The organism is Cryobacterium melibiosiphilum, assembly GCF_003602235.1.
GTDB lineage: Bacteria > Actinomycetota > Actinomycetes > Actinomycetales > Microbacteriaceae > Cryobacterium > Cryobacterium melibiosiphilum.
Map to the genome: position 1 here is coordinate 56,453 of NZ_QZVS01000084.1, position 25,399 is coordinate 81,851.

Below are 25,399 nucleotides of genomic sequence, written 5' to 3' on the forward strand. Positions count from 1 at the left end.
ATGGCCCCTTGAGGCGAAAAATGTCCCGCGAGGTGTCACAAATCGCCCCTTCGGATGCGATCAAGGGGCATTCTGTGACACTTCGCGAAGGCCAAGGGGCGTTCTGTGACACTTGACGCACGAGGTGTCACAGATTGCCCCTTGGGGCCCAACACCTACCGACGAGGTGTCAGAGACGGCCCCTTGGCGAGAGGCAGCATCCGCGAAGTGTCAGAAATGGCCCCTCGCCGCCTCGAACGGGCGGCGACGGGGGCCATTCCCGAGCGCTCAGCCGAACAGGGCGGTCACGCGAGTGAGGGTCTGCACAATCCCGTAGACCAGGGGAATGCCCACGAGCGCCCAGGCGATGGTGATCTTCAGGGTTGTCACGTGCGGTCTCCAGTCATCGCAGGCTGAGCGGATGCGCCGGGTGCGGCATCCGCTTCGTGATAATCACTGTGCACCGGTTTCACGAACAGGTTGGCGACGAAGCCGATCACGAGCAGACCGACCATCGTCAGCAGCGCCGGCTGGTAGGCCGCCGCGGTCAGCTCGCCCGGGGTGCCCTGCGCGTCGAGGAACGCGTTGACGATCAGCGGGCCGGCGATTCCGGCCGCCGACCAGGCGGTGAGCAGGCGGCCGTGGATGGCGCCGACCTGGAACGTGCCGAACAGGTCACGCAGGTAGGCCGGCACGGTCGCGAATCCGCCGCCGTAAAACGAGATGATCACGAAGGCGAGCACGACGTAGAGGCCGGTGCTGCTGCCGCCGAAGAGCGCGAGCAGCAGGTACAGCACGGTTCCGGCGCCGAGGTACATCATGTAGATGTTCTTGCGGCCGGTCTTGTCCGAGGTGGCCGACCAGGCGAAACGGCCGCCCATGTTGGCGATCGACAGCAGCCCGACGAAGCCGCTCGCGACGGCGGCGGTGACCAGCGAGGTGCCGTCCCCCTGGCGGAAGAAGTCCTGGATCATCGGGGCGGCCTGCTCGAGGATGCCGATGCCGGCGGTCACGTTGCAGAACAGTACGATCCAGACCAGCCAGAACTGGCGGGTGCGAATCGCGTTGCGTGCGGAGACGTGGTTGCTCGTGACGAGGGCCTTGACCTTGATGGTGCTCGGGTCGAAGCCCTTCGGGGTCCAGCCTGCGGCGGGCACCTTGATCGTGAACGCGCCGAACATCATGTAGGCGAGGTAGAGCACACCGAGGGTGAGGAAGAGTTTGCCCACGGCGTCGCCGCTGGCGACCCAGTCGGCCGCGCCGGAATTGGGGTCGTAGAAGGCGAGCAGCGCGGTGGACACCGGGCTGGCGATGAGGGCGCCGCCACCGAAGCCCATGATGGCCATGCCGGTCGCGAGTCCCGGGCGGTCGGGGAACCATTTGATCAGCGTCGACACCGGCGAGATGTAGCCGATGCCGAGGCCGATACCGCCGATGAAGCCGTAGCCGAGGTAGACGAGCCAGAGCTGGTTGCTGAAGATGCCGAGCGAGCCGACGAGAAAGCCGCCCGACCAGAACAGGGCCGCGACGAACATCGCCTTGCGGGGGCCGTTGGTGTCGACCCAGGTGCCCATGATCGCGGCGGACAGCCCGAGCATGACGATGGCGATCGAGAAGATCACGCCGATCTGGGTCAGGCTCGCGTCGAAGTGTTCCACGAGGGCGGTCTTGTAGACACTCGTCGCGTAGGCCTGGCCGATGCACAGGTGCACGGCGAGGGCGGCCGGCGGAATAAGCCAGCGGTTGAATCCGGGTGGGGCGATGGTGCGGTCACGGGCAAGCCAACTCATGGGGTCCTCGTGCCTGCTTCGTTACAGGCTTCGTTCAGGAGCGGCACTGGTGGCGCCGCACGGGTAGGGGCAACCTTACGTGCAATCAGCTCTTTCCTTCGGCAGGGCGGCGCGGCGGACGGGCACGGTTCGTGATTCCCAGCCTTTGCAGGCAGGATGAAGTCATGAAACGCCCAGCACCGGTTGAAGATATCAATGAAGACAATCTCGTCGTCACCACACCCAAGACGCACGCCGCCGGCCTCGAGGCCGTCGTCGTGGCACTGGACCGGGGCATCGCCCAGGCCGGCCTCAGTCGCACGGCCCGCTCCCTGCTGCGGCTGAACCAGCGCGACGGCACCGACTGCCCCGGATGCGCGTGGCCGGAGTCCCAGGGACACCGCAAGACCGCAGAGTTCTGCGAAAACGGCGCGAAGGCCGTCGCCGAAGAGAGCACCCTGCGCACCGTGGGCCCCGAGTTCTGGGCGGAGCACTCCATTGAAGAACTCGCCACGAAGACCGAGTACTGGCTCGGCAACCAGGGGCGCATCTCGCATCCGGTGGTGATTCGCCCCGGTGACACCCACTACTCCCAGATCAGCTGGAACGACGCCTTCGAACTCGTCGGCGAAGCGATCCGCGCCACCACGCCCGACCGCACCGTGTTCTACACCTCGGGCCGCACCGCCAATGAGTCGGCGTTCATGTACCAGCTGTTCGCCCGGTCGATCGGCACGAACAACCTGCCCGACTGCTCGAACATGTGCCACGAGTCCTCCGGCTCGGCCCTCAACCCCACGATCGGTATCGGCAAGGGCACCGTCTCGCTCGAAGACATCCACAACGCCGAGCTGATCTTCGTCGTCGGCCAGAACCCCGGCACCAACCACCCCCGCATGCTCTCGGCCCTCGCCGACTGCAAGGCCAACGGCGGCAAGATCGTCGCCGTGAACCCGCTGCCCGAGGCCGGACTGTTCAACTTTCGCGACCCGCAGACCCCGACCGGCGTTGTCGGCAAGGGTGTCGACCTCGCCGACGAATTTTTGCAGATCAAGGTCGGCGCCGACCTCGCCCTGTTCCAGGCGCTCGGCCACCTGCTGCTCGAAGAAGAGGAGCGCGTTCCCGGCTCTGTCGTCGACCACGAGTTCGTCGCCGCGAACACCGACGGGATCGACGCCTACCGCGCCGCCCGCAAGACCATCGACTGGGAGGAGACCGAGGCCGCCACCGGGCTCTCCCGCCTGGAGATCGCCACGGTCGCCCAGATGATGGTCGCCTCGAAGGCAACCATCATCTGCTGGGCCCTCGGCCTCACCCAGCAGCCGCACTCGGTCAACACCCTGAAAGAAATCATCAACCTGCTCTTGCTGCAGGGCAACTTCGGCAAGCCGGGCGCCGGCGCCTGCCCGGTGCGTGGGCACTCCAACGTGCAGGGCGACCGCACGATGGGCGTCTGGGAAAAACCACACGAGTGGATGCTGGCCGCCCTCGACGCCGAGTTCGGCATCGAGTCGCCGCGGGGGCACGGCCTCGATTCCGTTGACACGGTCGACGCCTTCGAGAACGACAATGTCGACGTGTTTGTCTCGATGGGCGGAAACTTCGCGCTCGCCTGCTCCGACACCGTGCTGCTCGAAGCGGCGATGCAGCGGGTCGGCCTCACCGTGAGCGTGTCGACGAAGCCCAACCGCTCCCACGTCATGCACGGCCTCACGTCGTTGATCCTGCCGACGCTCGGCCGCACGGACACCGACGACAAGCATCCGTCTGGCCGACAGGTTCTGTCGGTGGAGGACTCGATGTCGGTCGTTCGCACCACGCAGGGGCGTCTCGAGCCGGTGTCGGACCATCTGCTCGCCGAACCGGTGATCATCGCCCGCATGGCCGCCGCGACCCTCGGTGACGATCACCCGGTCGACTGGAAGGCCATGTCCGAGGACTACGACGTGGTGCGTGACCACATCAGCCGGGTGCTGCCCGGTTTCGACGACTTCAATGCCCGACTCAAGACCAAGAACGGATTCGTGCTGCCGAACCCGCCGCGGGACAGCCGCAGTTTCGCGACGGACATCGGCCTGGCCCGGTTCACGGTCAGCCCGCTCGAGTATCTCACTCCCCCGCCCGGCCACCTGATCTTGCAGACCATGCGCAGCCACGACCAGTACAACACCACCTTCTACGGGCTCGATGACCGCTACCGGGGCATCAAGGACGGCCGCCGCGTGATCTTGATCCACGAGGACGACCTCACCGAGATGGGCTTCGCCGATCGCGACCTGGTCGACGTGATCAGCACCTTCCAGGGCTCCGAGCGCCGGGCTGACAAGTTCCGGCTCGTCGCGTATCCCACGCCCCGCGGGTGCGCCGCGGCGTACTTCCCCGAGGCGAACGCACTCATGCACCGCGAGCTGGTGGCGCGGGAGTCGAACACGCCCGGCTATAAGGCGATGTCGGTGCGGTTCGTCGCGCACGAGAGCCACAGCGCGCCTCAGCTGAGCTGATCGGGCAGCCGGGGCCGCAGCAGGAGCTGCGGCCCCGGAGTCCTTTACTCCGTGAGAGCCGGCGCGAGTTCGGTGATGCGCTCGCCGCCGGAGTAGATCACCATCGAGTCGCCGCGCAGAAACCCGACCAGGGTCATGCCGACCTCGGTGGCGAATTCGGCGGCGAGTGACGACGGTGCCGACACCGCGGCGAGCACCGGGATGCCCGCCATCAGGGCTTTCTGCGTCAGTTCGAAGCTCGCGCGGCTCGAGACCATGAGCACCGTGCCGGTCAGCGGCAGCAGGCCTTCGGTGAGGGCCCAGCCGATGACCTTGTCGACGGCGTTGTGCCGGCCGACGTCTTCGCGCAGCACGAGCAGCTCGCCGGTCGCGCCGTCGAACAGGCCTGCCGCGTGGATGCCGCCGGTCTTCTCGAACACCGACTGTCCGGCCCGCAGGCGGTCGGGAAAGGTCGTGAGCCGCTCGGCGTCGAGTTGCAGTTGATCGTCGCGCACCTCGAACGAGGACTTCGTGCGCACCATGTCGATGCTGGATTTGCCGCACAGGCCGCACGAGCTGGTCGTGAGCAGGTTGCGTTCGAGGCTCGGCGCCGGCGGTGTGACGCCGTGGCCCAGCGTCACGTCGAGCACATTGTAGGTGTTGACGCCGTCTTCAGTCGCGCCGGCGCAGTACCGCGCGGTGTTGAAGTCGTCGCTGTGCGCGATGACGCCCTCGGAGACGAGGAACCCGGCGGCCAGTTCGAAGTCATGGCCGGGAGTGCGCATCGTGACTGCGAGCGAACGGCCCTGCACGCGAATCTCCAGCGGCTCCTCGACGGCCAGCACGTCTTCGTTGGGGATTCGGCGTTGGCCAACGGTCAGCCGGGTGATTTTGCGTCGCACCGTGATTCTGCTCATCCCAAAATTGTGCCACGGTGTGGCCGAACGTGTCGTGTGAGCCCTGCCGCAGCATCCGTCATGCGGTGAGGTCGGGGCGAGACGCGCCGACCTCAGACCGCACCCGGTCGATCACGTCGGTGACGACGCTGCTGTCACCTGCGACGGATGCGCGGCGGGCGAAGCCGGGCCAGTCCCCCGCTCCGGCTCGCAGGGCGCGCAGCGGCGAGAGCAGGGCGGCGCGGGCCAGCCAGGGGTCGTCCCGCGCCCACCGGTCGAGGGCGAGGTCGGCGCGCACCTGGTCTCGCCGGTCAAGGCCCTCGCGCAGCGGGCCGATCACGTCGATCGCGAGCGGGTCGACGAGGGCGGCCAGGCGCGCGTCGCGCACGAAGCCCTCGATGCGGGTGAGGTCGGTGCCGATCAGCCTCGACACGTTTGCCTGCAACAAGACGACGGATGCGAGGCGCCGCTCGAATACGGGCTCCCGCCACAGCTCAGAGCTCAGTGCCGTGATGTCGTCGTGCGACATTCCCGGGTATTTCCGGGCCAGGTCACGCACGGTGCCGCGCACCGCCCCGACCGAGGCGCCGTAGAAGCGCAGGTCGCTGTGCAGGCGCTCCTGGTCGTCGGCCGCGCGGTACTCGGAGCCCTCGTCCCGCAGCGTGGAATCCACGAAGTCGCCGGCGTCAGTCATCCGTCTATTCTCTCCGAGCCCGCTGAGTCGCGATACCGGCGTGTAGCGCCGCACCTTTCCCGTGCCGTTCGACGGTGTTGGGCACCGGTTTCTCGGTATCGACCCCGCGGCCCCTGTCGCCCCCTGTCGCCCCCGACCATAGGCACAACCACAACCACAACCACAACCAGTGTCCCTGCCGCCCGCACAACCGGCTCGTGCGCTCGAAAGCTGCGCGCGCGCCGCGCCTAGAACGTACACCTCGTTATGCGCCGCAAAACTGCTTGTGCGCCTCAAACCTGCACCGCGCCTCACCCATGCGCCCGAAAACTGCTCGTGCGCTTGGCCTGCCAGGCGCACGAGCAGTTTTCGGGCGCACGAACGATCAGGAGTGCCGGTTGCGGGCGCACGTGCAGCTAATGGGCGCACCAGGGAGTGCACTGTTCGAGCGCACAAGCAGCTTTCCCACGCCCGTGTCGACAAGCTCGACAACCGGGCTTCCCGCCGCACAACGCGGTGCACCGTACGGGCGCACCAGCAGCTTTTCCGCGCACCAGCGTGCCGAGTCGGCGCACGTGTCGACAAGCTCGACAACCGGGCGTTCCGCCGCACACAGGCCGCCGCACACAGGCCGAAGCAGCGGGTCAACCGCCGATGTAGGACATTTCGATTTTCTTGGCACCGGATGCCCGCAGCTCGCGGGTCTTGGAGCTGCGCAGCTCCGAATAGCGGTCGGAGCGGTCGCGCCAGATGTGCGCCATGACGGTGGAGAGCTGCTCGTCGGTGCAGCCGCCGCGCATCAGAGCGCGCAGGTCGTGGCCCTCGGTCGCGAACAGGCAGGTGAAGAGCTTGCCGTCGGTGGAGACCCGGGCCCGCGAGCAGGAGTGGCAGAACGACTGGGTGACGCTCGAGATCACGCCGATCTCGCCGCCGCCGTCGCGGTAGCGCCAGCGCCTCGAGGTTTCGCCACTGTAGTTCGGAGCGACCTCTTCGAGCGGCAGTTCCTCGTTGATGCGGCGCACGACCTCGGCCGAGGGGATGACCGCGGCCATGTCCCAGCCGTTGCTCGTACCGACGTCCATGAACTCGATGAACCGCAGAATATAGGGGGTGTCCTTGAAATGGCGGGCCATCGCCACGATGTCCTGGTCGTTCTTGCCGCGCTGCATGACCATGTTGATCTTGATCGGGCCGAGGCCCACCTCGTGGGCGACATCGATGCCGTGCAGCACCTTGGCGACGGGAAACTTCACGTCGTTCATGGCCTGGAAGGTCGCGTCGTCGAGGGAATCGAGCGAGACGGTGACCCGTTTGAGGCCGGCATCCTTGAGCGCCTGCGCCTTGGTCGCGAGGGCCGACCCATTCGTGGTGAGCGCGATGTCGATCTCGCGGCCGTCGGGGGTGCGCAGCTCGGCGAGCATACCCACGAGCTCCTCGAGCCCACGGCGGAGCAGCGGTTCGCCCCCGGTCAGGCGGATCTTCTCCACGCCGTGCGCGATCGAGATGCGGGCGAGTCGGGTCATCTCTTCGAAGGTCATCAGTTCGTCGCGTTCCATGAACGCGAAGTCACGGCCGAAGATCTCCTTGGGCATGCAGTACACGCAGCGAAAGTTGCAGCGGTCCGTGACCGAGAGGCGCAGGTCCTGCAGGGGGCGGTTGCCGCGGTCACGAATCAGGCCGGTCGGGGTTTCCAGGTGCTCGGGAATGTCCGCGAGGGTGTGGAAAAACCGCCCAGCGGGTTCAGGAAGTTCAGCACCGGTCATAGTTCCCACACTAACCTCCGCAACCTGTGCAACAAGCCCCCGGTCACCGTGACAAATGCTGGCCCTGCCAGCATCCGTCGAGAATCGGTCCCCTCGATTCCCGACGGATGCCTCGCGCGGCTGGTTCGGCGTTAGCCCGTGATGTAGCCGTTCGGGTTGAGCACGAACTTCGTGGCCGCGCCGGCGTCAAACTCGGCGTAGCCGCGCGGCGCATCTTCGAGGGTGATCGCCTGGGCGTTGACGGCCTTGGCGATCTGCACCTTGTCGTGCAGGATAGCCATCATCAGCTGCCGGTTATACTTCATCACCGGGCACTGGCCGGTCGCAAACGAGAGTGATTTGGCCCAGCCGAGGCCGAGACGCAGCGACAGGGATCCCTCCTGCGACGCGGCATCCTTAGCGCCCGGATCCCCGGTCACGTAGAGGCCGGGGATGCCGAGGCCACCGCCTGCGGCCGTGACGGTCATGAGCGAGTTGAGCACCGTGGCCGGTGCCTCGGTGCCGACGTCCTTGCCGTGGCCGCGGGCCTCAAAGCCGACGGCGTCGATGCCGGAGTCGACCTCGGGCACGCCCAGGATCTGCTCGATCTGGTCTTGCGGGTCACCCTTCGTGAGGTCGATGGTCTCGCAGCCGAAGCTGCGGGCCTGGGCGAGGCGCTCGGGGTTCATGTCGCCGACGATGACGACGGCCGCGCCGAGCAGCTGCGCGGAGACGGCGGCCGCGAGGCCGACCGGGCCGGCACCGGCCACATAGACGGTCGAGCCGACACCGACGCCGGAGGTGACGGCGCCGTGGAACCCGGTCGGGAAAATGTCGGAGAGCATGGTGAGGTCCATGATCTTCTCGAGGGCCTGATCGCGGTCGGGAAACTTCAGCAGGTTCCAGTCGGCGTAGGGCACGAGCACGAACTGGGACTGCCCGCCGACCCAGCCACCCATGTCGACGTAGCCGTAGGCACTGCCGGGGCGGTCGGGGTTGACGTTGAGACAGATGCCGGTCTTGCGCTCCTTGCAGTTGCGGCACCGGCCGCAGGAGATGTTGAACGGCACCGAGACGATGTCGCCGACCGTGATGAACTCCACGTCGGGGCCGACCTCGACGACCTCGCCGGTGATCTCGTGCCCGAGCACGAGGTCTTTCGGGGCCGTGGTGCGACCGCGCACCATGTGCTGGTCCGATCCGCAAATGTTGGTCGTGATCGTGCGCAGGATGACCCCGTGCGGCACTTTCCGACCGACGTTGGCCGGGTTGACACCCGGTCCGTCTTTCAGCTCAAAAGTGGGATAGTCCGTGTCGATGACCTGGACTTCTCCCGGGCTTTTGTAGGCAACGGCTCTGTTGACTGTCATGAAAGTACCTTTCTAGTTCTTGAACTGCCGAAGGATTTCACGTCGAGCCTACCGATCTTTTATGCGTAAACATACTGATTGGCCATGCGCCCGGGCGCTTCCCAGCATTAATTTCTGGCCGGTGTCGGAGGGGTGACGTACACTCAAACCACACATACTTTCTAGTCCACACGTTCTAATTCACCCAAGGAGTCGGGTCATGCCACAGATCATAGATTCGCCCGTCGACGTCGTCCTGTCGACCGACGGCGACCCTCGCGCGTTCATCTGGAACCGCTTCGAACACACCGTCATCGGCCAGCCCCAGGCCGTCTTCAAGCGCACCCGCTGGTGGGAGAACGGCGGCGCCCCGGTGCGTATCGACACCGAGCTGTGGCGCCTCGACGCCTCCCGCGGCGGCGAAGAGCAGCACCGCTACGACCTGCGCCACGACGACGACGGTTCCTGGGTGCTCGCCCTCGACTGGGGTTAGGAACTGGCCATGACCTTCTCGCACCTGCACGTCGCGAGTGCCTATTCCACGCACTACGGCGTCACCATGCCAGAGGCCCTTGCCGAGCAGGCGGCCGCCCAGGGGGCCAGCCTGCTCGCGATCACCGACCGTGACGGGCTCTACGGTGCGGTCAAACACGTGCGCGCGTGCGTGGCGGCCGGCATCCGACCCGCGCTCGGCGCCGACCTCGCCGTGCACGACGACGAACACCGCCCGCTTGGCCGGGTCGTGCTGCTCGCACACGGCAACACCGCCGGCCGGGGCTATGCCGCCCTCTGCAGAGCGGTCTCATCCGCCCATCAAGCGGTCGCGGCCGGCGCCCACACCCCGAGCATCGACCGGGGCCGCCTGGCCGAACTGGCCGGCCTGCGCTCCCTGACCGTGTTGCTCGGCCCGGCCAGCGACGTCGGCCTCGCCCTCGACCGCCGCGAGACGACGGATGCCCAGAATCGCCTGGGCGCCTGGCTGCGGGCCTTCCCACCCGAGTCCCTGAACCTCGAGGTCGTCTGCCACCTCGCCGAGCCGGGCACCGCCGGCAGCGTCACCCCGGCCACCCGCATGCTCTCGCTAGCCGAGCGCACCGGCCTGCCCGCAATCCTCACCAACGCCGTACGCTACGGCACCCCCGACGAGGCGGTCACCGCCGACCTGGCCGACGCGGCGCGCAACCTGACCTCGCTCGCCGAGCTGGAGCATCCGCAGTTCAACGGCCAGGCCTGGCTCAAACCGATCGGCCCCATGCGGCAGGTGGCCCGCATGGTCGTCGACGCCGGCCTGCACGACAACGGCGCCCTCGAACGGATGCTGCGCGACACCGAGCAGCTCGCCGACCGGTGCGCGCTCGACCCTGCCGCCGACATCGGCCTCGGCACGCCGCGCATGCCCGAGGCCCGCATCATCGGGGTCACCGGAGACCCCGTCGCCGAGCTGTGGCGGCGGGCCCGACACGGCATCGACGACCTCTACGCCCGCGAGGGCGGCCGGGCGATCGAGGCCGCGCACCTGCAGCTCGCCCACGAGATGAAGACGGTCGAACACCTCGGCTTTGCGAGTTACTTTCTCACGGTCTCCCGGGTCGCCGACATCGTGCGCGGAATGGGCATCCGCATCCAGGCCCGCGGCTCGGGAGTCGGCTCGGTGCTGAACTACGCGCTGCGCACTTCCTCGGTCGAACCGATCGCCAACGGGCTGCTCTGGGAGCGGTTCCTCTCCCCCGAACGCCAAACCCTGCCCGACATCGACCTCGACGTCGAGTCGGCCCGCCGGCACGACATCTACCGCACCCTGTTCGAGACCTTCGGCAGCGACCGGGTCTCACTCATGTCGATGACCAACGCCTATCGGGGCCGCGGCGCGGTGCGGGACGCCGGCCTCGCCCTCGGCATGCCCGACGCCCAGATCACCGTCATCGCCAAGCAGATGTGGCGTTTCAATGCCCGCGACTTTCGGCGCGCCCTCGAAGAAAAGCCCGAGCTCGAAGCCCTGGCCGCCGAGGTGCGCGAGTCGCAGCAGCTCGACCTGCTCGTCGATCTCACGGCCAAGCTCGACCGGCTCCCCCGGCACATCTCTGTGCACCCGTGCGGGGTCATTCTCAGCGACGCGTCGCTGCTCGACCGCACCCCCGTGCAGGCCAGCGGCATGGGCCTGCCGATGTCCCAGTACGACAAACACGACATGGACCCGATGGGCCTGATCAAACTCGACATCCTCGGCGTGCGCATGCAGTCGGCCATGGCGCACGCCGTCGAGGAGCACCACCGGCTCACCGGCGAGAGCATCGACCTCGACCGGGTGCCGCTCGACGACCCGGCCACCTACGAACTCATCCGCTCCACCCGCACGCTGGGGATCTTTCAGCTGGAGTCCCCCGGCCAGATGGAGCTGGTCGGCAAGCTGCAGCCGGAGAAGTTCAACGACCTGACCGTGGAGATCTCGCTCTTTCGGCCCGGCCCCATGCAGAACAACATGCCGCTCACCTATCTGCGGGCACGGCACGGCGAGACCTCCCCCGACTACATCCACCCCCGCTTCGAAGCGATCCTGCGCGAGACCCAGGGCGTGGTGATCTTTCACGAACAGGTGATGCGGCTCTTCGACGAACTCACCGGCTGTGGCCTCGGCAAAGCGGATGTCTTTCGCCGCCACCTCGGCAAACCCGAGCAGCTGCCCCGGATCGAACAATACGTGCGGGAGAAGGCGCTCGAGCGCGGCTTCAGCGAGAGCGTCATCGACCGCATCTGGACCGTGCTCGCCGGCTTCGGCAGCTTCGGTTTCGCCAAGGCTCACGGCGCCGCGTTCGCCCTGCCCACCTACCAGTCCGCCTGGCTGAAGACGCACCACCCGGCGGCGTTCCTCTGCGGGCTGCTCACCCACGACCCCGGCATGTGGCCGAAAGACCTGATCGTGGCGGAGGCCCGCCATCTCGGCGTGCCGGTGCTCGGTCTCGACGTGCAGCACAGTGGGCTGGACTACCGGGTGGAAGACTTGCCGGCCGGGGGCGCGGGCAGCCGGGGCCAGGGCATCCGTCTGGCGCTGCCCGAATTGACCGGCAGCAGCGAGGCCGAACGGGCCCGCATCGCGCGACACCAGCCGTTCAGCTCGCTGCAGGACTTTCGCGACCGCGTGCATCCGCGGCGCCGCACCTTCGAGGCCCTCGCCCGCGTCGGCGCGCTCGACAGCTTCATCGGGTACGACCATGACCGGCGGCACGAGCTGCTCGCGCATATCCAGGCGTTGCGCGGCACCGCCGTCTCGATCGCCGTCGACCAGCTCGCCTTCGAGGTCGAGCTGCCGGTGCCCACGTTCACCGGCAGCCGCTTCAACGCTGTCACCTCGCTCGAGCTGCGCGGGCGCACCCAGACCGACCTGGAACTGGGCGATATGGGGCTCGCGGTGAACGGGCACCAGATGAGCATGTTCTACCCGCTGTTCGCGGAGCTCGGCGTCACCCCGGCGTCGAAGCTCGGGGACCTGCCCGGCGGCACCGAGGTGCTCATCGCCGGGGTGCGCCGCGCCACGAACACTCCCCCGATGCGTGACGGCCGCCGGGTCGTGTTCGTGAGCCTCGACGACGGCACCGGACCGGTCAGCAACGTCGTGTTCTTCCACGACGCCCAGGAACGCATCGGCGGCGCGGTCTTCCAGACCAACTACATGCTCGTGCGAGGCCGCACCCGCCGCTCCGGCGCGAAGGGCCTCTCCCTCACCGGCGAGAGCCTGTGGGACCTCGTCGACGTCGCCGTACAGGCCAAGAAACGACACGCCGCCGAGGCCGCCGCGTCGGCCGTGACCAGAACGGATGCCGCGGCGCCCGCAGCCGCCCAGTTCGCCACCAACCTCGCTCCCCTGCGTCACCTCTTTCCGCTGCGCGCGAGCGGCTGAGCCTCCGCCGGCAGCTTCCGAACCCAGCCCGACGGAGTCAGCGTGCGGTGACGGTGAGCTTCGGGTTGACCGGGGCCGCGGTGGCATCGACCTGCAGTCCGACACGCACGGTCTGGCCGGCGGCAAGCGGCACCGTCCAGCCCGAACCGGTGCAGGTGATGGACACCTTGACCGTGGCGACACAGGTCATTCCCCAGTCGTTGACAATCCTGGTGACGGATGCGTCGGGCCAGCTGACCGTCCACCCCGCGGCTCCCGTGCTGCTCGAGACGAAAAATTCGGCGACGTAGCCAGCGCTCCAGGCGTTCTGCAGCATCCAGATGGCCGTCACCCGCGGCGCGGTTCCGGTGGGAGTGGGCGTCGGGGTCGGCGTGGGAGAAACCGTCGGAGTCGGAGTCGGAGTCGGAGTCGGAGTCGGAGTCGGAGTCGGCGTTGAGCTGGGCGTCGGTATGGGTATGGGAGTCGGGGTCGGGGTCGGGGTCGGGGTCGGGGTCGGGATCGGCGTGGTCCCGCCCGCGCCGAGGATCGGGCGGAGGGCCGCGAGTTTCGCGGCCTGCGGGGTGGTCCAGTCATCCTTCACGAGGCCGCCGGTGTCACCGCTGTTCGGATTGAACGACCAGAACGAGAAGCTCATGCCATGGGCTCCGAGGTACCCGACGAGGGTGTCGAGCCACTGCTTGTCCGAGCCGGTCTCGAGTTTCGTGCCGAACTCCCCGAGGAGTACCGGAGCGATCCCGTTCTTGGCGATGAAGCCCCAGTTCTTGTCCCAGATGCCGGCCAGGTTGCTCGGATAATTCGCCGCGCTGAACCACGGCTGCCCGTACACCGAAGCCGGATAGTCGTGCGGGGAGTACACCACCCGGTTCGGCACCGACAGCGTCACGGGCTTCGAAGCCACGCCGGAGAGTCCGCCGCCCCACCAGGTCGACGACCCGTCCGGTTGCCTCTCGACGCCCTCCACGATCACGAGCAGTTTGGGGTTGATCGCGAGCACGGCGTTGCCGCCGCGGGTTACCGCTGCCTGCCAGTCGACGGCTGCGTCGCCGCAGCCCCAGCAGGCCCGGCCGTGCGGCTCGTTGTGCAGGTCGACACCGATCACGGTCGGGTCCGCCCGGTATCGGCTGGCGAGGGATTTCCAATCGCTGATCCACCGGGCTTCGCTGTACTGGGCGGTGTACCAGAGCTCGGACTGCGAGCCGGAGTCGAGCCGGTGCCGATCGAGGATCACGTTGAGCCCGGCGGCTTTGGCCCGCACGATCACGGTGTCCATGATCTGCTGCGGGGTCTTACCCGCGAGGGTGGGATTGCGGGTGTAGTCGATGGAACTGGCCGAGGCCGCCGCGAGGCATTCTGTGGAGAATGGCAGCCGGAGGGTGTTGAACCCCATCGACGCAATCTGGGTCAGGCCGGCGTCGAGGCTGATCGTCCACAGGCCGTGCGGGGCACAGTTCGTGGTCTCCATGCCGAACCAGGAGACACTTTTCACGACGTAGGCCTGGTTGGCATCCGTTCTGAGGGTGCTGCCGCTGGTGTGCAGCCAGCCGGACGTCGCGCCCGCCGCCTGGGCCTGCGGCGACGCACCCCACCAGCTGGTCGCCACGAGCAGGGCCGCCAGCACGAGCGCGGTCGCCCGCACCCGCTGCGGCCGGCGACGGGGAAGAAGACGGGAGAGAATATGGACGGTCATGGTTCCCCCAGTGAGGCGGCAGCGGCACGCCCATTCCGCGTTCACACCCGCGCAGATCGAGCAGCTTCAGACTACGTCGCCGCACCGCCGCACACACCCCCTGAATCGAACAAACTTTGCCACCCTTTCGGGAGGTCCAACGCGCCGGTCCAGGCTACTGCGTCGGCGGCGTCTCGGGAACGGCTGGCGCGACCGGCGGCACGACCGGTGGCACGACCGGTGGCGCAACCGGTGGCGCAACCGGCGGCGCAACCGGCGGCGCAACGGGCGCCCGGGTCGCGCGGGGCACGCTCCGCACCGGAATGGGCGCAGCCTCGACAAAGGCATCACCGCCGTACTTGGCATTGGCGACGCTCATCACCGCGGGCCACATGCGGTGCCGGGCAGTGGCCACCTGGCCGTGCGGAAACTGCAGTCGCCGCTGGTTGAGTGCACCGGTCAGGCTCACCACCGCGACGACGGTCGCCACCTTGGTACTGGCCCCGCTCATCCAGGTGTCCTTGGCGCCGTCGGTGGTGCCGGTCTTGCCGATCAGGGGAACGGATGGCTTCGCCGCGCTGTTCGATTGGCGTCCGGTGCCGCCGGTCATGACCCGGCGCATGGCGTAGGCCATGCTCGCGGTGACCGCCGGTTCCACGGATTGCACACACTCGGACTGCGGCACCGGAATCTGAATGCCGTCGGGGCCTTCGATACGGTCGATGGCGATCGGTGAGCAGGTTTTGCCGTTGTTGGCGATTCCGGCGAAGGCGACCGCCATGCTCAGGGGGGCCACCTCGTTGGTACCGATCACGGTCGCCGCGCTCTGCAGCAGCGGGGTGCCGTCGGCGCGGTGCACCCCGAACGATTCGGCGGTCTGACGGATGCCGCACAGGTCGATCTTCTTCGCCATCCCGATGAACCCGGTGTTGATGGATCCGATCGTCGACTCGAGGGCGCTGTAGTTGCCGCCGCTCTCATTGGCGTCGTTGCGAGGGTTCCAGCCCTGCTTGTCGTAGTTCTGGGGGCCGAGGCAGCTGTCCTTGAAGGTGCCCCAGTTGGCCTTGCGCCGCGAGTCGACGCGCTCGCTGAGGGAGTGCCCCTCCTTCAGCCATTCGGCGAGCGTGAACACCTTGTAGGTCGACCCCGGTTGGAAGCCGCGGGAGCCGCCCTCGGCGAAGTCGGTGTTGTAATTGATGCTCGTGTAGTTGCCGCCGGTCGCCTGCACGGCCGGGTCCTGGCTGTAGTCCTTGTTCTGCGTCATGGCGAGCACCCGGCCGGTGCCGACCTGCACGCTCGAGATGACGGCGCCCACATCGCCGGCGGCGTAGGTCTTGGGCACCTCAGCGTTCATGGTGGCGACCGCCGCTGCCTGCAGGTCGAGGTCGAGGGTCGTGTACACGTTGTACCCGCCGCGGCGGAAGGTCATCAGGCGGGAGGCGGCATCCGCCCCGAAGGCCGGATCGTTGCGCAGTTTCTGGGTGACGTAATCGCAGAAGAACGCGTTGTCGCCGGCGGTCTGGCAGCCGGTGCTGGGTTCGGTGATCACGGGCTCGATCGGCGCGGCGACCGCGGCGGCGTGGTCGGCCTCGGTGATCTTGCCGTACTTCAGCATTTCGCCGAGCAGGTAGTCGCGGCGTTGTTTGTTGGTCGCGTACCCGTTGGCGGCCCCGTTGGTTTCGCTGGCCGGCCGATCCAGCTGGAATTTCACCGGGTTGTTGACGATGGCCACGAGGCTCGCCGCTTGGGGCAGGGTCAGGGCCGCGGCGGTGGTGTTGAAGTAGTAGTTGGCGGCGGCTTCGATGCCGTAGACGGTGCCGCCGAATCCGGCGATGTTCAGGTACTGGCGCAGGATGTCGTCTTTGCCGTAGTTCTTCTCGACGCCGATCGCGAGGCGCATCTCCTTGAGCTTGCGCTCGGGGGTGGTCTCGGTGGCGGCGAGGTAGCAGGAATCGTGTTCGGCCTGGTCGACAATGGTTTCGCACTTTTGCACGAGCACGTTTTTCACGTACTGCTGGGTGATCGAGGATCCACCCTGGGTGTCACCGCCGGCGACGGTGCTCAGGGTGGCCCGCACGGTTCCCTGCAGGTCGACGCCGGCATGCTCGTAAAATCGCGGATCTTCGCCCGTCACGGCGGCGTCCTTCACGAACTGGCTGATCGCGTCGAACCCCACTTCGACCCGGTTCTGGTCATAGAAGGAGGCCAGCAGCACCGGCGTGCCGTCGGTCTGCGTCGCGTAGATGTTGCTCTTCTGCGAGAGCGGTTCGATGGAGACGAATGCGGGCAGGTTTTCAAAGGCGCTGATCGTGTTGCTCACCGCGACACCCGACACGGCGAGCACGGGCGTGACGGCCACGCTCGCCAGCACTCCGACGGCCACGCTCATGGCGACGAAGCCGAGGAACCCACCGAGCACACCGTGGCCGGTGCGCCGGTGGGTTTCCGCGAACGTGTAGGGCTCGAATGCTGTGACTACCATGGTCATCCCCCGCGCCTGCGCCCGCGAACACCGTGTTCGGGGGCAATGACTCATGCAACAACACCGCGGGGGCTAAAGCTAGGGGTTGAAAGTTACGATCTGCTGTCGGAACTTTCGGGCACAACCGCCGGCACGACATCCTGGGCCACAACGCCGTCCTTGGCCAGGGCACCGTCCTTTGCCAAAACACTGGCGACACCGCCGCCGAGAAGACCGCCGAGCAGGTCCTTGATGCCGACCCCCATGGTCGAGGCCAGCACGGCGTCCACCTCGGTGAAGCCGGAGGCGACGTTCTTCGAGAGCTGGCTGGCGCCATCCGTCGAAATGACCGTGAGCTGGTCGATGTTGCCCATCGGCGCGGCCAGTTCGTGGGCGATCTTCGGCAGCATCTCCACGAGGCGCAGCTGGATGAGCGCTTCGGACTGCTGCGCGACGGCCTCGGCCGACAGCCGCGTTGCGGTGGCTTCGGCGGTTCCGCGGGCGAGGATGGCGTCGGCTTCGGCCTGACCTTCGGCCCGGATGGCGTCGGCGTAGGCGACACGGCTGTCGCGGTCGGCGTTGGCGGCGGCGACGGATGCCTCGGCCGCGGCGATCGCGGTCACCCGGATCCGGTAGGCATCCGCGTCGGCGATCGCGTTGACCTCGGACTCGAGCTCGGCCTTGCGCAGGCTGGCCCGGCGCTGCGCGGTGAGCTCCTGCTCCTGCACGATCGCCTGCTGGGCCTTCGCCTCGGCGAGCGGCTTTGACGCGGCGGCTTCGGCGGCAGCCTTGTCGGTGTCGAGCTGCAGCGCGGCGCGGCGCAGCGCGAGCGTGTTCTGGGCTTCGGCGATGGCCTGCTCGGCGGCGATCAGGGCTTCCTGCGATTCGCGGTTGGCGAAGTGCTCGGCGACCTCGGCCTGGCGGCGCACCTTGGCCTGCTCGGCGCGGCCGATGTCGCGGATGTAGTCGTTCTCGTCGGTGATGCCCTTGATCTCGAAGGAGTCGACGTCGAGGCCCTGGTTGGCGAGCGATTCACGGGCGGTGGCGAGCACCGAGGTGCCGAGTTCGTCGCGCTTCTGGATGACGGTCATCACATCGGTCGCGCCGATCGAGGAACGCAGCGAGCCGCTCAGCACCTCCTGGGCGAACGCGTCGATATTCTTGTCCTGGCCGAGAAAACGCTGGGCGGCGGCGCGGATCGACTGCGGGGAGTCGCCGACCTTGACGATGGCGACGGCGTCGACCGAGAGCGTGATGCCGTTGCGGTCCTGCGCGACGGCCGTGATCTCGATCGCCCGGCTGCGCAGGCTGATCTTGAAGGCCTTCTGGAAGAACGGGGTGATGAACACGCCCTGGCCGTGAACGACCCGCTGTCCGGATTCTTCGAGGGTGGCGCCGTCGACGATCGTCTTGCGGCTCTTCTTGCCGGTGATGATGAGGGCCTCGTCGGGCCCCGCGTTCTTGTAGATCGTGCGGGCGTAGATGAGGCCGACGACCCCCACGACGATGACGGTGACGATGATCCCCGGAATCGGGCCGAACAAAAAGTCGAGCATGGAGTCCTTTCGGTGCTGCTGCGTGGTGCTGGTGCGTGGTGCTGCTGGTCCTGGTGCCCGCCCAGTCTCGCAGAGGGCGTCAGGGCAGACGAATCTGGGCAGGCGAATCAGGTCAGGCGAATCTAGAGCGCCGAGCGGTCCCGCCGATCCGGCAACGCGGCGAGCGGAGTGCGCATGGGATCCTTGACGAGGTACATGGCTCGGTCGGCCTCCCGCAGCAACGGTTCGGGTTCGTCACCGCCCACCCCGAAGGCGATCCCGATGCTCACCCCCACGCTCACTGCCCGCGGCGAATGCCCGCCCGTGTCGAGGTCTTCCGGCAGCACGATCCGGTCGGTGACCAGCTCGCGGATCTTCGCCGCGATGAGGGCCACATCGTCGATGTCGGCAACATCGGGGCAGACCACCACGAACTCGTCGCCGCCGATCCGAGCGACCGTGTCGGTGCTGCGCGCGCCCTGGCAGAGCCGCGTGGCGACCTGGCTGAGAACCGCGTCGCCAACATGGTGCCCGAGGCTGTCGTTGATGATCTTGAAGCGGTCCAGGTCGAGAAAGAGCACCCCGACTCCGCGGCCGTGACGGCCGGCGTTCAAGAGCGCCTGCTCGAGCCGGTCGAGGAGCAGCACCCGATTGGGCAGCCCCGTCAACGCGTCATGAAAGGCGAGGTGTTCGATGCGGGCCTCGACCTGGCGCAGGGCGGTGATATCGGTGACGCTCGCGAGGTGTCCGGTGATGATCGGGGCGTGATGCTGGGGGTCCGGGGCGTGAAGCGGTGTCGTGCTCACCTGCACCCAGCTCTCCTCGCCATCGGGCCGCCGAAACCGCACCACCCCTTCGTAGCTGCCGCCTTCGGTGACGCACACGGCCCAGTCCCGCACGACCCGGTCGACATCGTCAGGGTGGATCGCGGCGGCCCAGCCGCCGCCGAGCGACTCTTCCACCGACATGCCGCTGAGGGCCATCCAGGTGTCGTTGGCCGTGAGCAGTCCGCCGGTGGCGTCGAGTTGCACGAACCCGACGGGTGCCACCCGAATCAGCGCGTGCAGGGTCTCTGCAGATTCGGCGACTTCCCGGGTGCGTTCGGACACCGTCGATTCCAGGGTGCGATTCACCTCCGCCAGCTGATCCTCGCTGGCGTCGCGCAGGTGGTCCAGCTCGCGCAGCCGCAGCGCCGCCATCCAGCTGACCCCGCAACCGAGGATCGTCATGCCGATCACGAGCATTCCGGTGCCGAACGCCGTGTTGTACAGGCCCGCGCGCTCGCCCCAGAGGCGCAGCCAGCCGACGATGAACGGCACCAGAAGAAAGAACGGAAAGGCTCCGCGCAGCAGGGTGCCGGCGCTGCCCTGGTCGCGCATCAACCCGATGAGCCCGTCGCGGGGTCGCTGCGCCATGATCGCCAACGCCAAGATCAGCAGGCTCCCGCCGGTATGCGGTGCCATCCCGGCGGCGCCGGCGACGGTGTACAGCGCCGAGGCGCTGTAGGCGAAGCCGACTAGACGATATGAGGGTGTCCGGCTCTTGAGGCTGGGGCCTGCGTTCAGGTATACGTGGGTTGCCAGCTTGGCAGGGCTGGCCTATCCATAGCTGAATTCTGGAGGCCCCAGTTGAGTGATTATCGTACTTTCGTTGGCCTGGATGTGCACGCCCGAACTATCGTCGGCAGCGCCTTGGACGCGACGACCGGGGAAGTTCTGCGGCACCGGTTCGGGTTTGATCTAAACGAGGTGGTCGCGTGGACTCGGTCGTTGCCGGGGCCGCAGCTCGCCACGTATGAGGCCGGCCCGACCGGGTTTGGCCTCTACCGCCGGCTGGTGGAGTCAGGGACTGCGTGTCTCGTCGCGGCCCCGTCGAAACTACAACGACCCAGCGGCGACCGGGTCAAGACCGATGCCCGCGACGCGTTCCACCTGATGCGCCTGCTCCATCTGGAAGAGATCACCGCGGTGACTGTCCCCAGCGTCGAGGAGGAAACCGCCCGCGATCTGGTGCGGTCTCGTGAGGACACTCGTCAGGACCTGATGAGTGCGCGGCACCGGCTATCCAAGCTGTTACTCCGGCACGGCTTCGTCTATGACGACGGTGCCGCGTGGACTCGGCAGCATGACCGGTGGTTGCGCGAGCACCGCAGCGGAGACCTCGCCTATAGGACCGCGTTTGACGCGAACTACGAGGCCGTGGTGCAGGCTGCCGCTCGGCGTGACCGGCTAGATAAAGCCATCACGACGATGGCCGAGGACTCACCCTTCACTCCGCTGGTGAACCGGCTGGGTTGCTTGCGCGGGATCTCGACGCTGACCGGGTTCGCGTTGGCGGTGGAGATCACGGACTGGCACCGCTTTACCGGCAGCACGATTGGTGCGTACCTGGGTTTGGTGCCGTCGGAGTATTCGTCGGGCCAGTCCCGGCAGCTGGGCGGCATCACCAAGACCGGCAACACGCACGCGCGAAGGCTGCTCGTCGAGGCGGCGTGGCATCATCGCCGCGACTATCGGCCGTCGCCGACGTCGGTGTTGCAAGCGCGATGGGACAAGGCACCCGTCGCAGCTCAACTGCGCGGCCAGGCCGGTAACGAGCGGTTGCATCATCAGTGGGTGGCGTTCACGGCCCGGAAGAAGCGTCCTGTCGTGGCTAATGTCGCCGTCGCCCGTGAGCTGGCCGGCTGGTGTTGGTCCCTCGCGGTGATGGATACCTAAACTTCAGACTGCTGATCGCCGGGGACCGACGTGGCGACGAACACGATGGAGTGACCCGCTTGCGCGCTATGAGCAGCCCGACCCCGCAGGTGACGCCCGATTTCTAGACCAGCGGCTCCACTCCTGCCGAACACTTCGCCCTGCGGTAACCAACCCGCGTATATCAGCCTGACCGTGATGTCGACAGACAACTCGACCCACTTCGGTCACCGGCGATCAGCCTTCCGCAGCACCCGAGATTCCAGTCTCTCGAGTTCTGGGTGGGAGTGGGGAAAAAGCGCCCCACTCCCACCCAGAACTCGAACAACAGCATCACGGGCGCCGCTCAAAAACGCCCTCTTGACAAATACCCCTACATATCAGCGCGATCTGGCTGATTCCGAGGCCGACCATCGCCAGCACGAGAGCCGGCGTCGTGTGACGGGTGGTGCCGATCAGGGCGACGGATGCCCCGAGAAAGATCAGGGCCGCGGCCGTACCGGGGGCCATCAGCACCGAGTTCTCGCCGAAGTCGACACGGGTCAGGTCGATTCCGGGCATCAGGGTGTCCACCCCGAGGGAGGCGTCGAGGCTGTATTCGACCAAAGTCAGCACTCCGATCACCACGACCAGGCCACCGAGAATCCGGCCGACGATGGGGTGCTGCAGGAGCACCACGGCAGCCGACAGCACGACCACGCACAGCGCTGTCGTGGGCCGCATCGCACCGAATCCGGGAATCAGATTGGTGAGCTGGGTGATGCCCGCGTACCACCCCACGAGCACGAGCACACCGACGACGGCGACGACCGTCGCTCCGATTCGCGCGCTCAACAGCATGGTGCTCCGACTCCCGAGAGGCTCCGGAGCCGATCGTTCCCCCAAGGCTAAGTCGATCCGAGGGACGAATCAATGTATTTTCCTCGGTTACGCAAGTCCCCCGAACGAGGGGCCGCTAGAAGACGGTCAGACCGTGCGCGCGGAACTGGCCCCGCACGCGGTCCTGGAGCGCGGCATCCGGCGGTGTCACACCGTGCAGCGGATACGGAATGCTGAGCCGGTTCCACTTGTCCTCCCCCATTTGGTGAAAGGGCAGCACCTCCACCCGCTCAACGTTGGGCCAGCGGGCGACGATCTCGGCGACCGCCTCCACGTTGTCGACCGCGTCGGTCAGCCCCGGCACGAGCACGAAACGCACCCAGACGGCGATACCGCGCTCGGCGAGCCGATCACCGAACGCGATCGTCGGCGCGAGCTCGCGCCCGGTGACCTCGCGGTAGGTGCCCGGCAGGCCCGATTTCACGTCGAGCAGCACGAGGTCGACGTTGTCGAGCAGCGCGTCAGACGCGCTCGCGCCAAGGTACCCGGAGGTGTCCAGGGTGGTGTGGATGCCCCGGCCGTGCAGCTCAGCGAACAGACGCTTGACGAAGGCGGGCTGCATGAGCGGCTCCCCGCCCGAGACCGTCACGCCACCCTTCGTGGCCGTAAAGACGCCCTCATAGCGGCGGATGCGGGTGAGGATCTCCTCGATATCGGTCACGGTGCCGTCGCGCATCTTCCAGGTGTCCGGGTTGTGGCAGTACTGGCAGCGCAACAGGCACCCCGAGAGAAACAGCGTCAGCCGGGTGCCTGGACCATCGACCGCGGTCACGAGCTCCCAGGAGTGCAGGCTCGCGACCGTACCGGCGCGGATCGCGGCCATTTCGGCGTGGTGGGCCGCCGTGGCGTCGGGTGCGGCGGCATCCGTCACCGGGCCGTCGCCGCTGTCGAGGGCGACGACGGCGCACTCCTTGCTGGGAAAAGCAGCATTCGGCATGCCGAGCATGATCGCGCTCACGCGGGTCAGACGCTGGTGTGGAACGTGCGGCTGATGACGTCCAGCTGCTGTTCCCGGGTCAGCCGGATGAAGTTGACCGCGTAACCCGACACTCGAATGGTGAGCTGCGGGTAGTTCTCGGGGTGTTCCATGGCGTCTTCGAGGGTCTCCCGGTTGAGCACGTTGATGTTCAGGTGGTAGCCGTGCGAGAGGGTGTAGGCGTCGATCAGGCCGACCAGGTTGGTCACCTGCTCGTCGGGCGTGTGGCCGAGGCCGGCCGGCACGACCGTGTTGGTGAGCGAGATGCCGTCCTGCGCCTCGGCGTAGGGGATCTTCGCGACGCTGAGCGCGGAGATGAGCATGCCGTGGGTGTCGCGGCCGTTCATCGGGTTCGCACCGGGCGCGAAGGGGGCGCCGGCACGACGACCGTCGGGGGTGTTGCCGGTCTTCTTGCCGTAGACGACGTTGGAGGTGATCGTGAGTACCGACTGCGTGTGGGTCGCGTTGCGGTAGGTCGGGTGCTTGCGGATCATGCCCATGAAGGTTTCGACGATGAGCACGGCGATCGAGTCGACCCGGTCGTCGTCGTTGCCGAACGCCGGGTACTCGCCCTCGACGGTGTAATCGATGACCAGACCGGTCTCGTCGCGCACGGGACGCACGGTGGCGTACTTGATGGCGCTGAGCGAGTCAGCGGATACGCTCAGCCCGGCGATACCGCAGGCCATCGTGCGCAAAATGTCGCCGTCGTGCAGGGCCATCTCGAGGCGCTCGTAGGCGTACTTGTCGTGCATGTAGTGGATGCAGTTGAGCGCGTCGACGTAGGTCTCGGCGAGCCATTCGAGGGTGCCGAGGTAGGCGGTCCAGACGGTGTCGAAGTCAAGCACGTCGCCGGCCAGCGGCACGGTCTCGGGGGCGATCTGCTCGCCGGTGATCTCGTCGCGGCCGCCGTTGATGGCGTAGAGCAGGGCCTTCACGGTGTTCACCCGGGCGCCGAAGAACTGCATCTGCTTGCCGACCCGCATCGGGGACACGCAGCAGGCGATCGCCGCGTCGTCGCCCCAGGCGTCGCGAATCAGGTCGTCGGACTCGTACTGGATCGCGGAGGTGTCGATGGAGACCTGGGCGCAGAAGCGCTTGAAGCCCTCGGGCAGGCTGTCGCTCCACAGCACGGTCAGGTTCGGCTCGGGCGCCGGGCCCAGGTTGTAGAGGGTCTGCAGAAAGCGGAACGCGGTCTTGGTGACGAGGGCTCGACCGTCGAGGCCGATGCCGCCCATCGACTCGGTCACCCAGGTGGGGTCGCCGGAGAAGAGCTCGTCGTATTCGGGCGTGCGCAGAAAACGCACGATGCGCAGCTTGATGACGAGGTCGTCGATCAGCTCCTGGGCGGTCTCCTCGGTGAGTGTTCCGGCGGCGAGGTCCCGTTCGATGTAGGCGTCGAGGAACGCGGTGTTGCGGCCGAAGGACATGGCGGCGCCGTTCTGCTCCTTCACCGCGCCGAGGTAGGCGAAGTACAGCCACTGGATGGCTTCGGTGGCGGTTTCGGCGGGGCGCTTGATGTCGAAGCCGTAGGAGGCGGCCATCTGGATGAGTTCCTTGAGCGCCTTGATCTGTTCCGAGTTCTCCTCGCGGCCGCGGATGATCTCTTCGGTGGAGGACTGCATGTCGAGCCCGACCCGCTCGCGCTTTTTCGCAGCGATGAGGGCGGTGACGCCGTACAGGGCCACGCGGCGATAGTCGCCGATGATGCGGCCGCGACCGTAGGCATCCGGAAGGCCCGTGATCAGGTGGCTGTGCCGGGCACGCTTGACGGCCGGCGGGTAGACGTCGAAGACGCCGTCGTTGTGGGTCTTGCGGTACTTCGTGAAGATCGTTTCCAGTTCGGGCGAGACCGGGTAGCCGTAGGTTTCGAGGCTCGTCGCGACCATGCGCCATCCGCCGAAGGGCATGATGGCACGCTTGAGCGGGGCGTCCGTCTGCAGGCCCACGATGATCTCGTTGGGCCGGTCGATGTAGCCGGGAGCGTGCGCGGTGATCGAGGCCGGGGTGGTCGCGTCGACGTCGTAGACACCCTTGCGCTGCTCCTCGGGGAACATCGCGGTGAGCTTCGCCCAGACGCCGGTCGTGCGCGCGGTGGCTCCGGCGAGGAAGCCCGCGTCGCCGAGGTAGGGCGTGTAGTTGCGCTGGATGAAGTCGCGCACGTCGATGCCGTCCTGCCAGGGACCGGAGACGAAGCCCGCCCAGCCGAGGGGTTCGGTCTGCGCTCCAGCCTGAATGCGGGCGGTGCGGGTGTCTTCGGTCATGGTCATAATTTCGCTCTCCTTGTGGGATCGAGATTGCGGTAACGACAGTGCGGTATCGAGACGCGCGCGCGATAAACGGTGCGTCTACTGAGACCGTACGCCGACGGATGCCCCGCGCGCCCGGGTCTTTCGGCCCCAC

General features: G+C 67.3%; 17 protein-coding genes. 4 read left to right on the forward strand and 13 right to left on the reverse strand.

Going from position 1 to position 25,399, the window contains the following annotated elements; all coding sequences use genetic code 11:
* Window positions 1–267 precede the first annotated feature (267 nt).
* Together D6T64_RS23715 and D6T64_RS11315 are read right to left on the reverse strand one after the other, a co-directional pair.
* Window positions 268–369 carry an MFS transporter small subunit gene (locus D6T64_RS23715; protein ID WP_417291727.1) on the reverse strand — a complete coding sequence of 34 codons (102 nt, stop codon included), beginning with the start codon at window positions 367–369 and terminating at the stop codon, window positions 268–270.
* A complete protein-coding gene (locus D6T64_RS11315) occupies window positions 366–1,769 on the reverse strand; it encodes an OFA family MFS transporter (protein ID WP_119974776.1) in 1,404 nt (467 codons plus the stop codon). The genes D6T64_RS23715 and D6T64_RS11315 overlap by 4 nt, the downstream gene beginning before the upstream one ends.
* A 164-nt stretch (window positions 1,770–1,933) precedes the next feature.
* On the opposite strand from D6T64_RS11315, the gene D6T64_RS11320 reads away from it, so the two are divergent.
* Window positions 1,934–4,249: an FdhF/YdeP family oxidoreductase gene (locus tag D6T64_RS11320; RefSeq protein ID WP_119974777.1), complete on the forward strand. Its 2,316-nt coding sequence runs from the start codon at window positions 1,934–1,936 to the stop codon at window positions 4,247–4,249.
* Between the two features lie 44 nt (window positions 4,250–4,293).
* Here the strand turns inward: D6T64_RS11320 and fdhD are convergent, their stop codons facing one another.
* The 4 genes from fdhD to fdhA form a co-directional block, all read right to left on the reverse strand.
* Window positions 4,294–5,145, reverse strand: a complete 852-nt coding sequence (gene fdhD, locus D6T64_RS11325) for a formate dehydrogenase accessory sulfurtransferase FdhD (protein ID WP_119974778.1) — start codon at window positions 5,143–5,145, stop codon at window positions 4,294–4,296.
* Between the two features lie 58 nt (window positions 5,146–5,203).
* Entirely contained in the window at window positions 5,204–5,818 is a 615-nt protein-coding gene (locus tag D6T64_RS11330; RefSeq protein WP_119974779.1) for a DNA alkylation repair protein, read from the reverse strand.
* 623 nt (window positions 5,819–6,441) lie between these two features.
* Complete coding sequence (gene moaA, locus D6T64_RS11335; RefSeq protein WP_119974780.1) at window positions 6,442–7,560, reverse strand: GTP 3',8-cyclase MoaA; 1,119 nt, start codon at window positions 7,558–7,560, stop codon at window positions 6,442–6,444.
* 131 nt (window positions 7,561–7,691) lie between these two features.
* The gene (fdhA, locus tag D6T64_RS11340) at window positions 7,692–8,909 is read right to left on the reverse strand and encodes a formaldehyde dehydrogenase, glutathione-independent (protein WP_119974781.1); all 1,218 of its coding nucleotides are present in this window, start codon (window positions 8,907–8,909) and stop codon (window positions 7,692–7,694) included.
* A gap of 199 nt (window positions 8,910–9,108) precedes the next feature.
* Between fdhA and D6T64_RS11345 the strand changes: the two genes are divergently transcribed.
* A complete protein-coding gene (locus D6T64_RS11345) occupies window positions 9,109–9,381 on the forward strand; it encodes a hypothetical protein (RefSeq protein WP_119974782.1) in 273 nt (90 codons plus the stop codon).
* A gap of 9 nt (window positions 9,382–9,390) precedes the next feature.
* A complete protein-coding gene (locus D6T64_RS11350) occupies window positions 9,391–12,783 on the forward strand; it encodes a DNA polymerase III subunit alpha (protein WP_119974783.1) in 3,393 nt (1,130 codons plus the stop codon).
* Between the two features lie 37 nt (window positions 12,784–12,820).
* On the opposite strand, the gene D6T64_RS11355 is transcribed toward D6T64_RS11350, so the two are convergent.
* From D6T64_RS11355 to D6T64_RS11370, 4 genes are all read right to left on the reverse strand, one after another.
* Window positions 12,821–14,470 carry a cellulase family glycosylhydrolase gene (locus D6T64_RS11355; RefSeq protein WP_119974784.1) on the reverse strand — a complete coding sequence of 550 codons (1,650 nt, stop codon included), beginning with the start codon at window positions 14,468–14,470 and terminating at the stop codon, window positions 12,821–12,823.
* A gap of 154 nt (window positions 14,471–14,624) precedes the next feature.
* On the reverse strand, window positions 14,625–16,937 hold the full coding sequence (locus D6T64_RS11360) for a transglycosylase domain-containing protein (RefSeq protein WP_158594864.1): 2,313 nt from the start codon (window positions 16,935–16,937) through the stop codon (window positions 14,625–14,627).
* A gap of 86 nt (window positions 16,938–17,023) precedes the next feature.
* Window positions 17,024–18,466 (reverse strand): flotillin family protein, encoded by a 1,443-nt coding sequence (locus D6T64_RS11365; protein WP_119974786.1) that lies wholly within the window; start codon window positions 18,464–18,466, stop codon window positions 17,024–17,026.
* A 122-nt stretch (window positions 18,467–18,588) separates the two neighbouring features.
* A complete protein-coding gene (locus D6T64_RS11370; RefSeq protein ID WP_119974787.1) occupies window positions 18,589–19,908 on the reverse strand; it encodes a diguanylate cyclase domain-containing protein in 1,320 nt (439 codons plus the stop codon).
* A 165-nt stretch (window positions 19,909–20,073) separates the two neighbouring features.
* Between D6T64_RS11370 and D6T64_RS11375 the strand changes: the two genes are divergently transcribed.
* Window positions 20,074–21,162 carry an IS110 family RNA-guided transposase gene (locus tag D6T64_RS11375; RefSeq protein WP_119974788.1) on the forward strand — a complete coding sequence of 363 codons (1,089 nt, stop codon included), beginning with the start codon at window positions 20,074–20,076 and terminating at the stop codon, window positions 21,160–21,162.
* A gap of 312 nt (window positions 21,163–21,474) precedes the next feature.
* On the opposite strand, the gene D6T64_RS11380 is transcribed toward D6T64_RS11375, so the two are convergent.
* The 3 genes from D6T64_RS11380 to pflB all read right to left on the reverse strand — a co-directional run bounded on the left by D6T64_RS11380 (window position 21,475) and on the right by pflB (window position 25,260).
* A complete protein-coding gene (locus tag D6T64_RS11380; RefSeq protein ID WP_119974789.1) occupies window positions 21,475–21,981 on the reverse strand; it encodes a hypothetical protein in 507 nt (168 codons plus the stop codon).
* Window positions 21,982–22,096: 115 nt separating this feature from the next.
* Window positions 22,097–22,978, reverse strand: a complete 882-nt coding sequence (gene pflA, locus D6T64_RS11385; RefSeq protein WP_233551091.1) for a pyruvate formate-lyase-activating protein — start codon at window positions 22,976–22,978, stop codon at window positions 22,097–22,099.
* 5 nt (window positions 22,979–22,983) lie between these two features.
* Window positions 22,984–25,260, reverse strand: a complete 2,277-nt coding sequence (gene pflB, locus D6T64_RS11390; protein WP_119974825.1) for a formate C-acetyltransferase — start codon at window positions 25,258–25,260, stop codon at window positions 22,984–22,986.
* Window positions 25,261–25,399 lie beyond the last annotated feature (139 nt).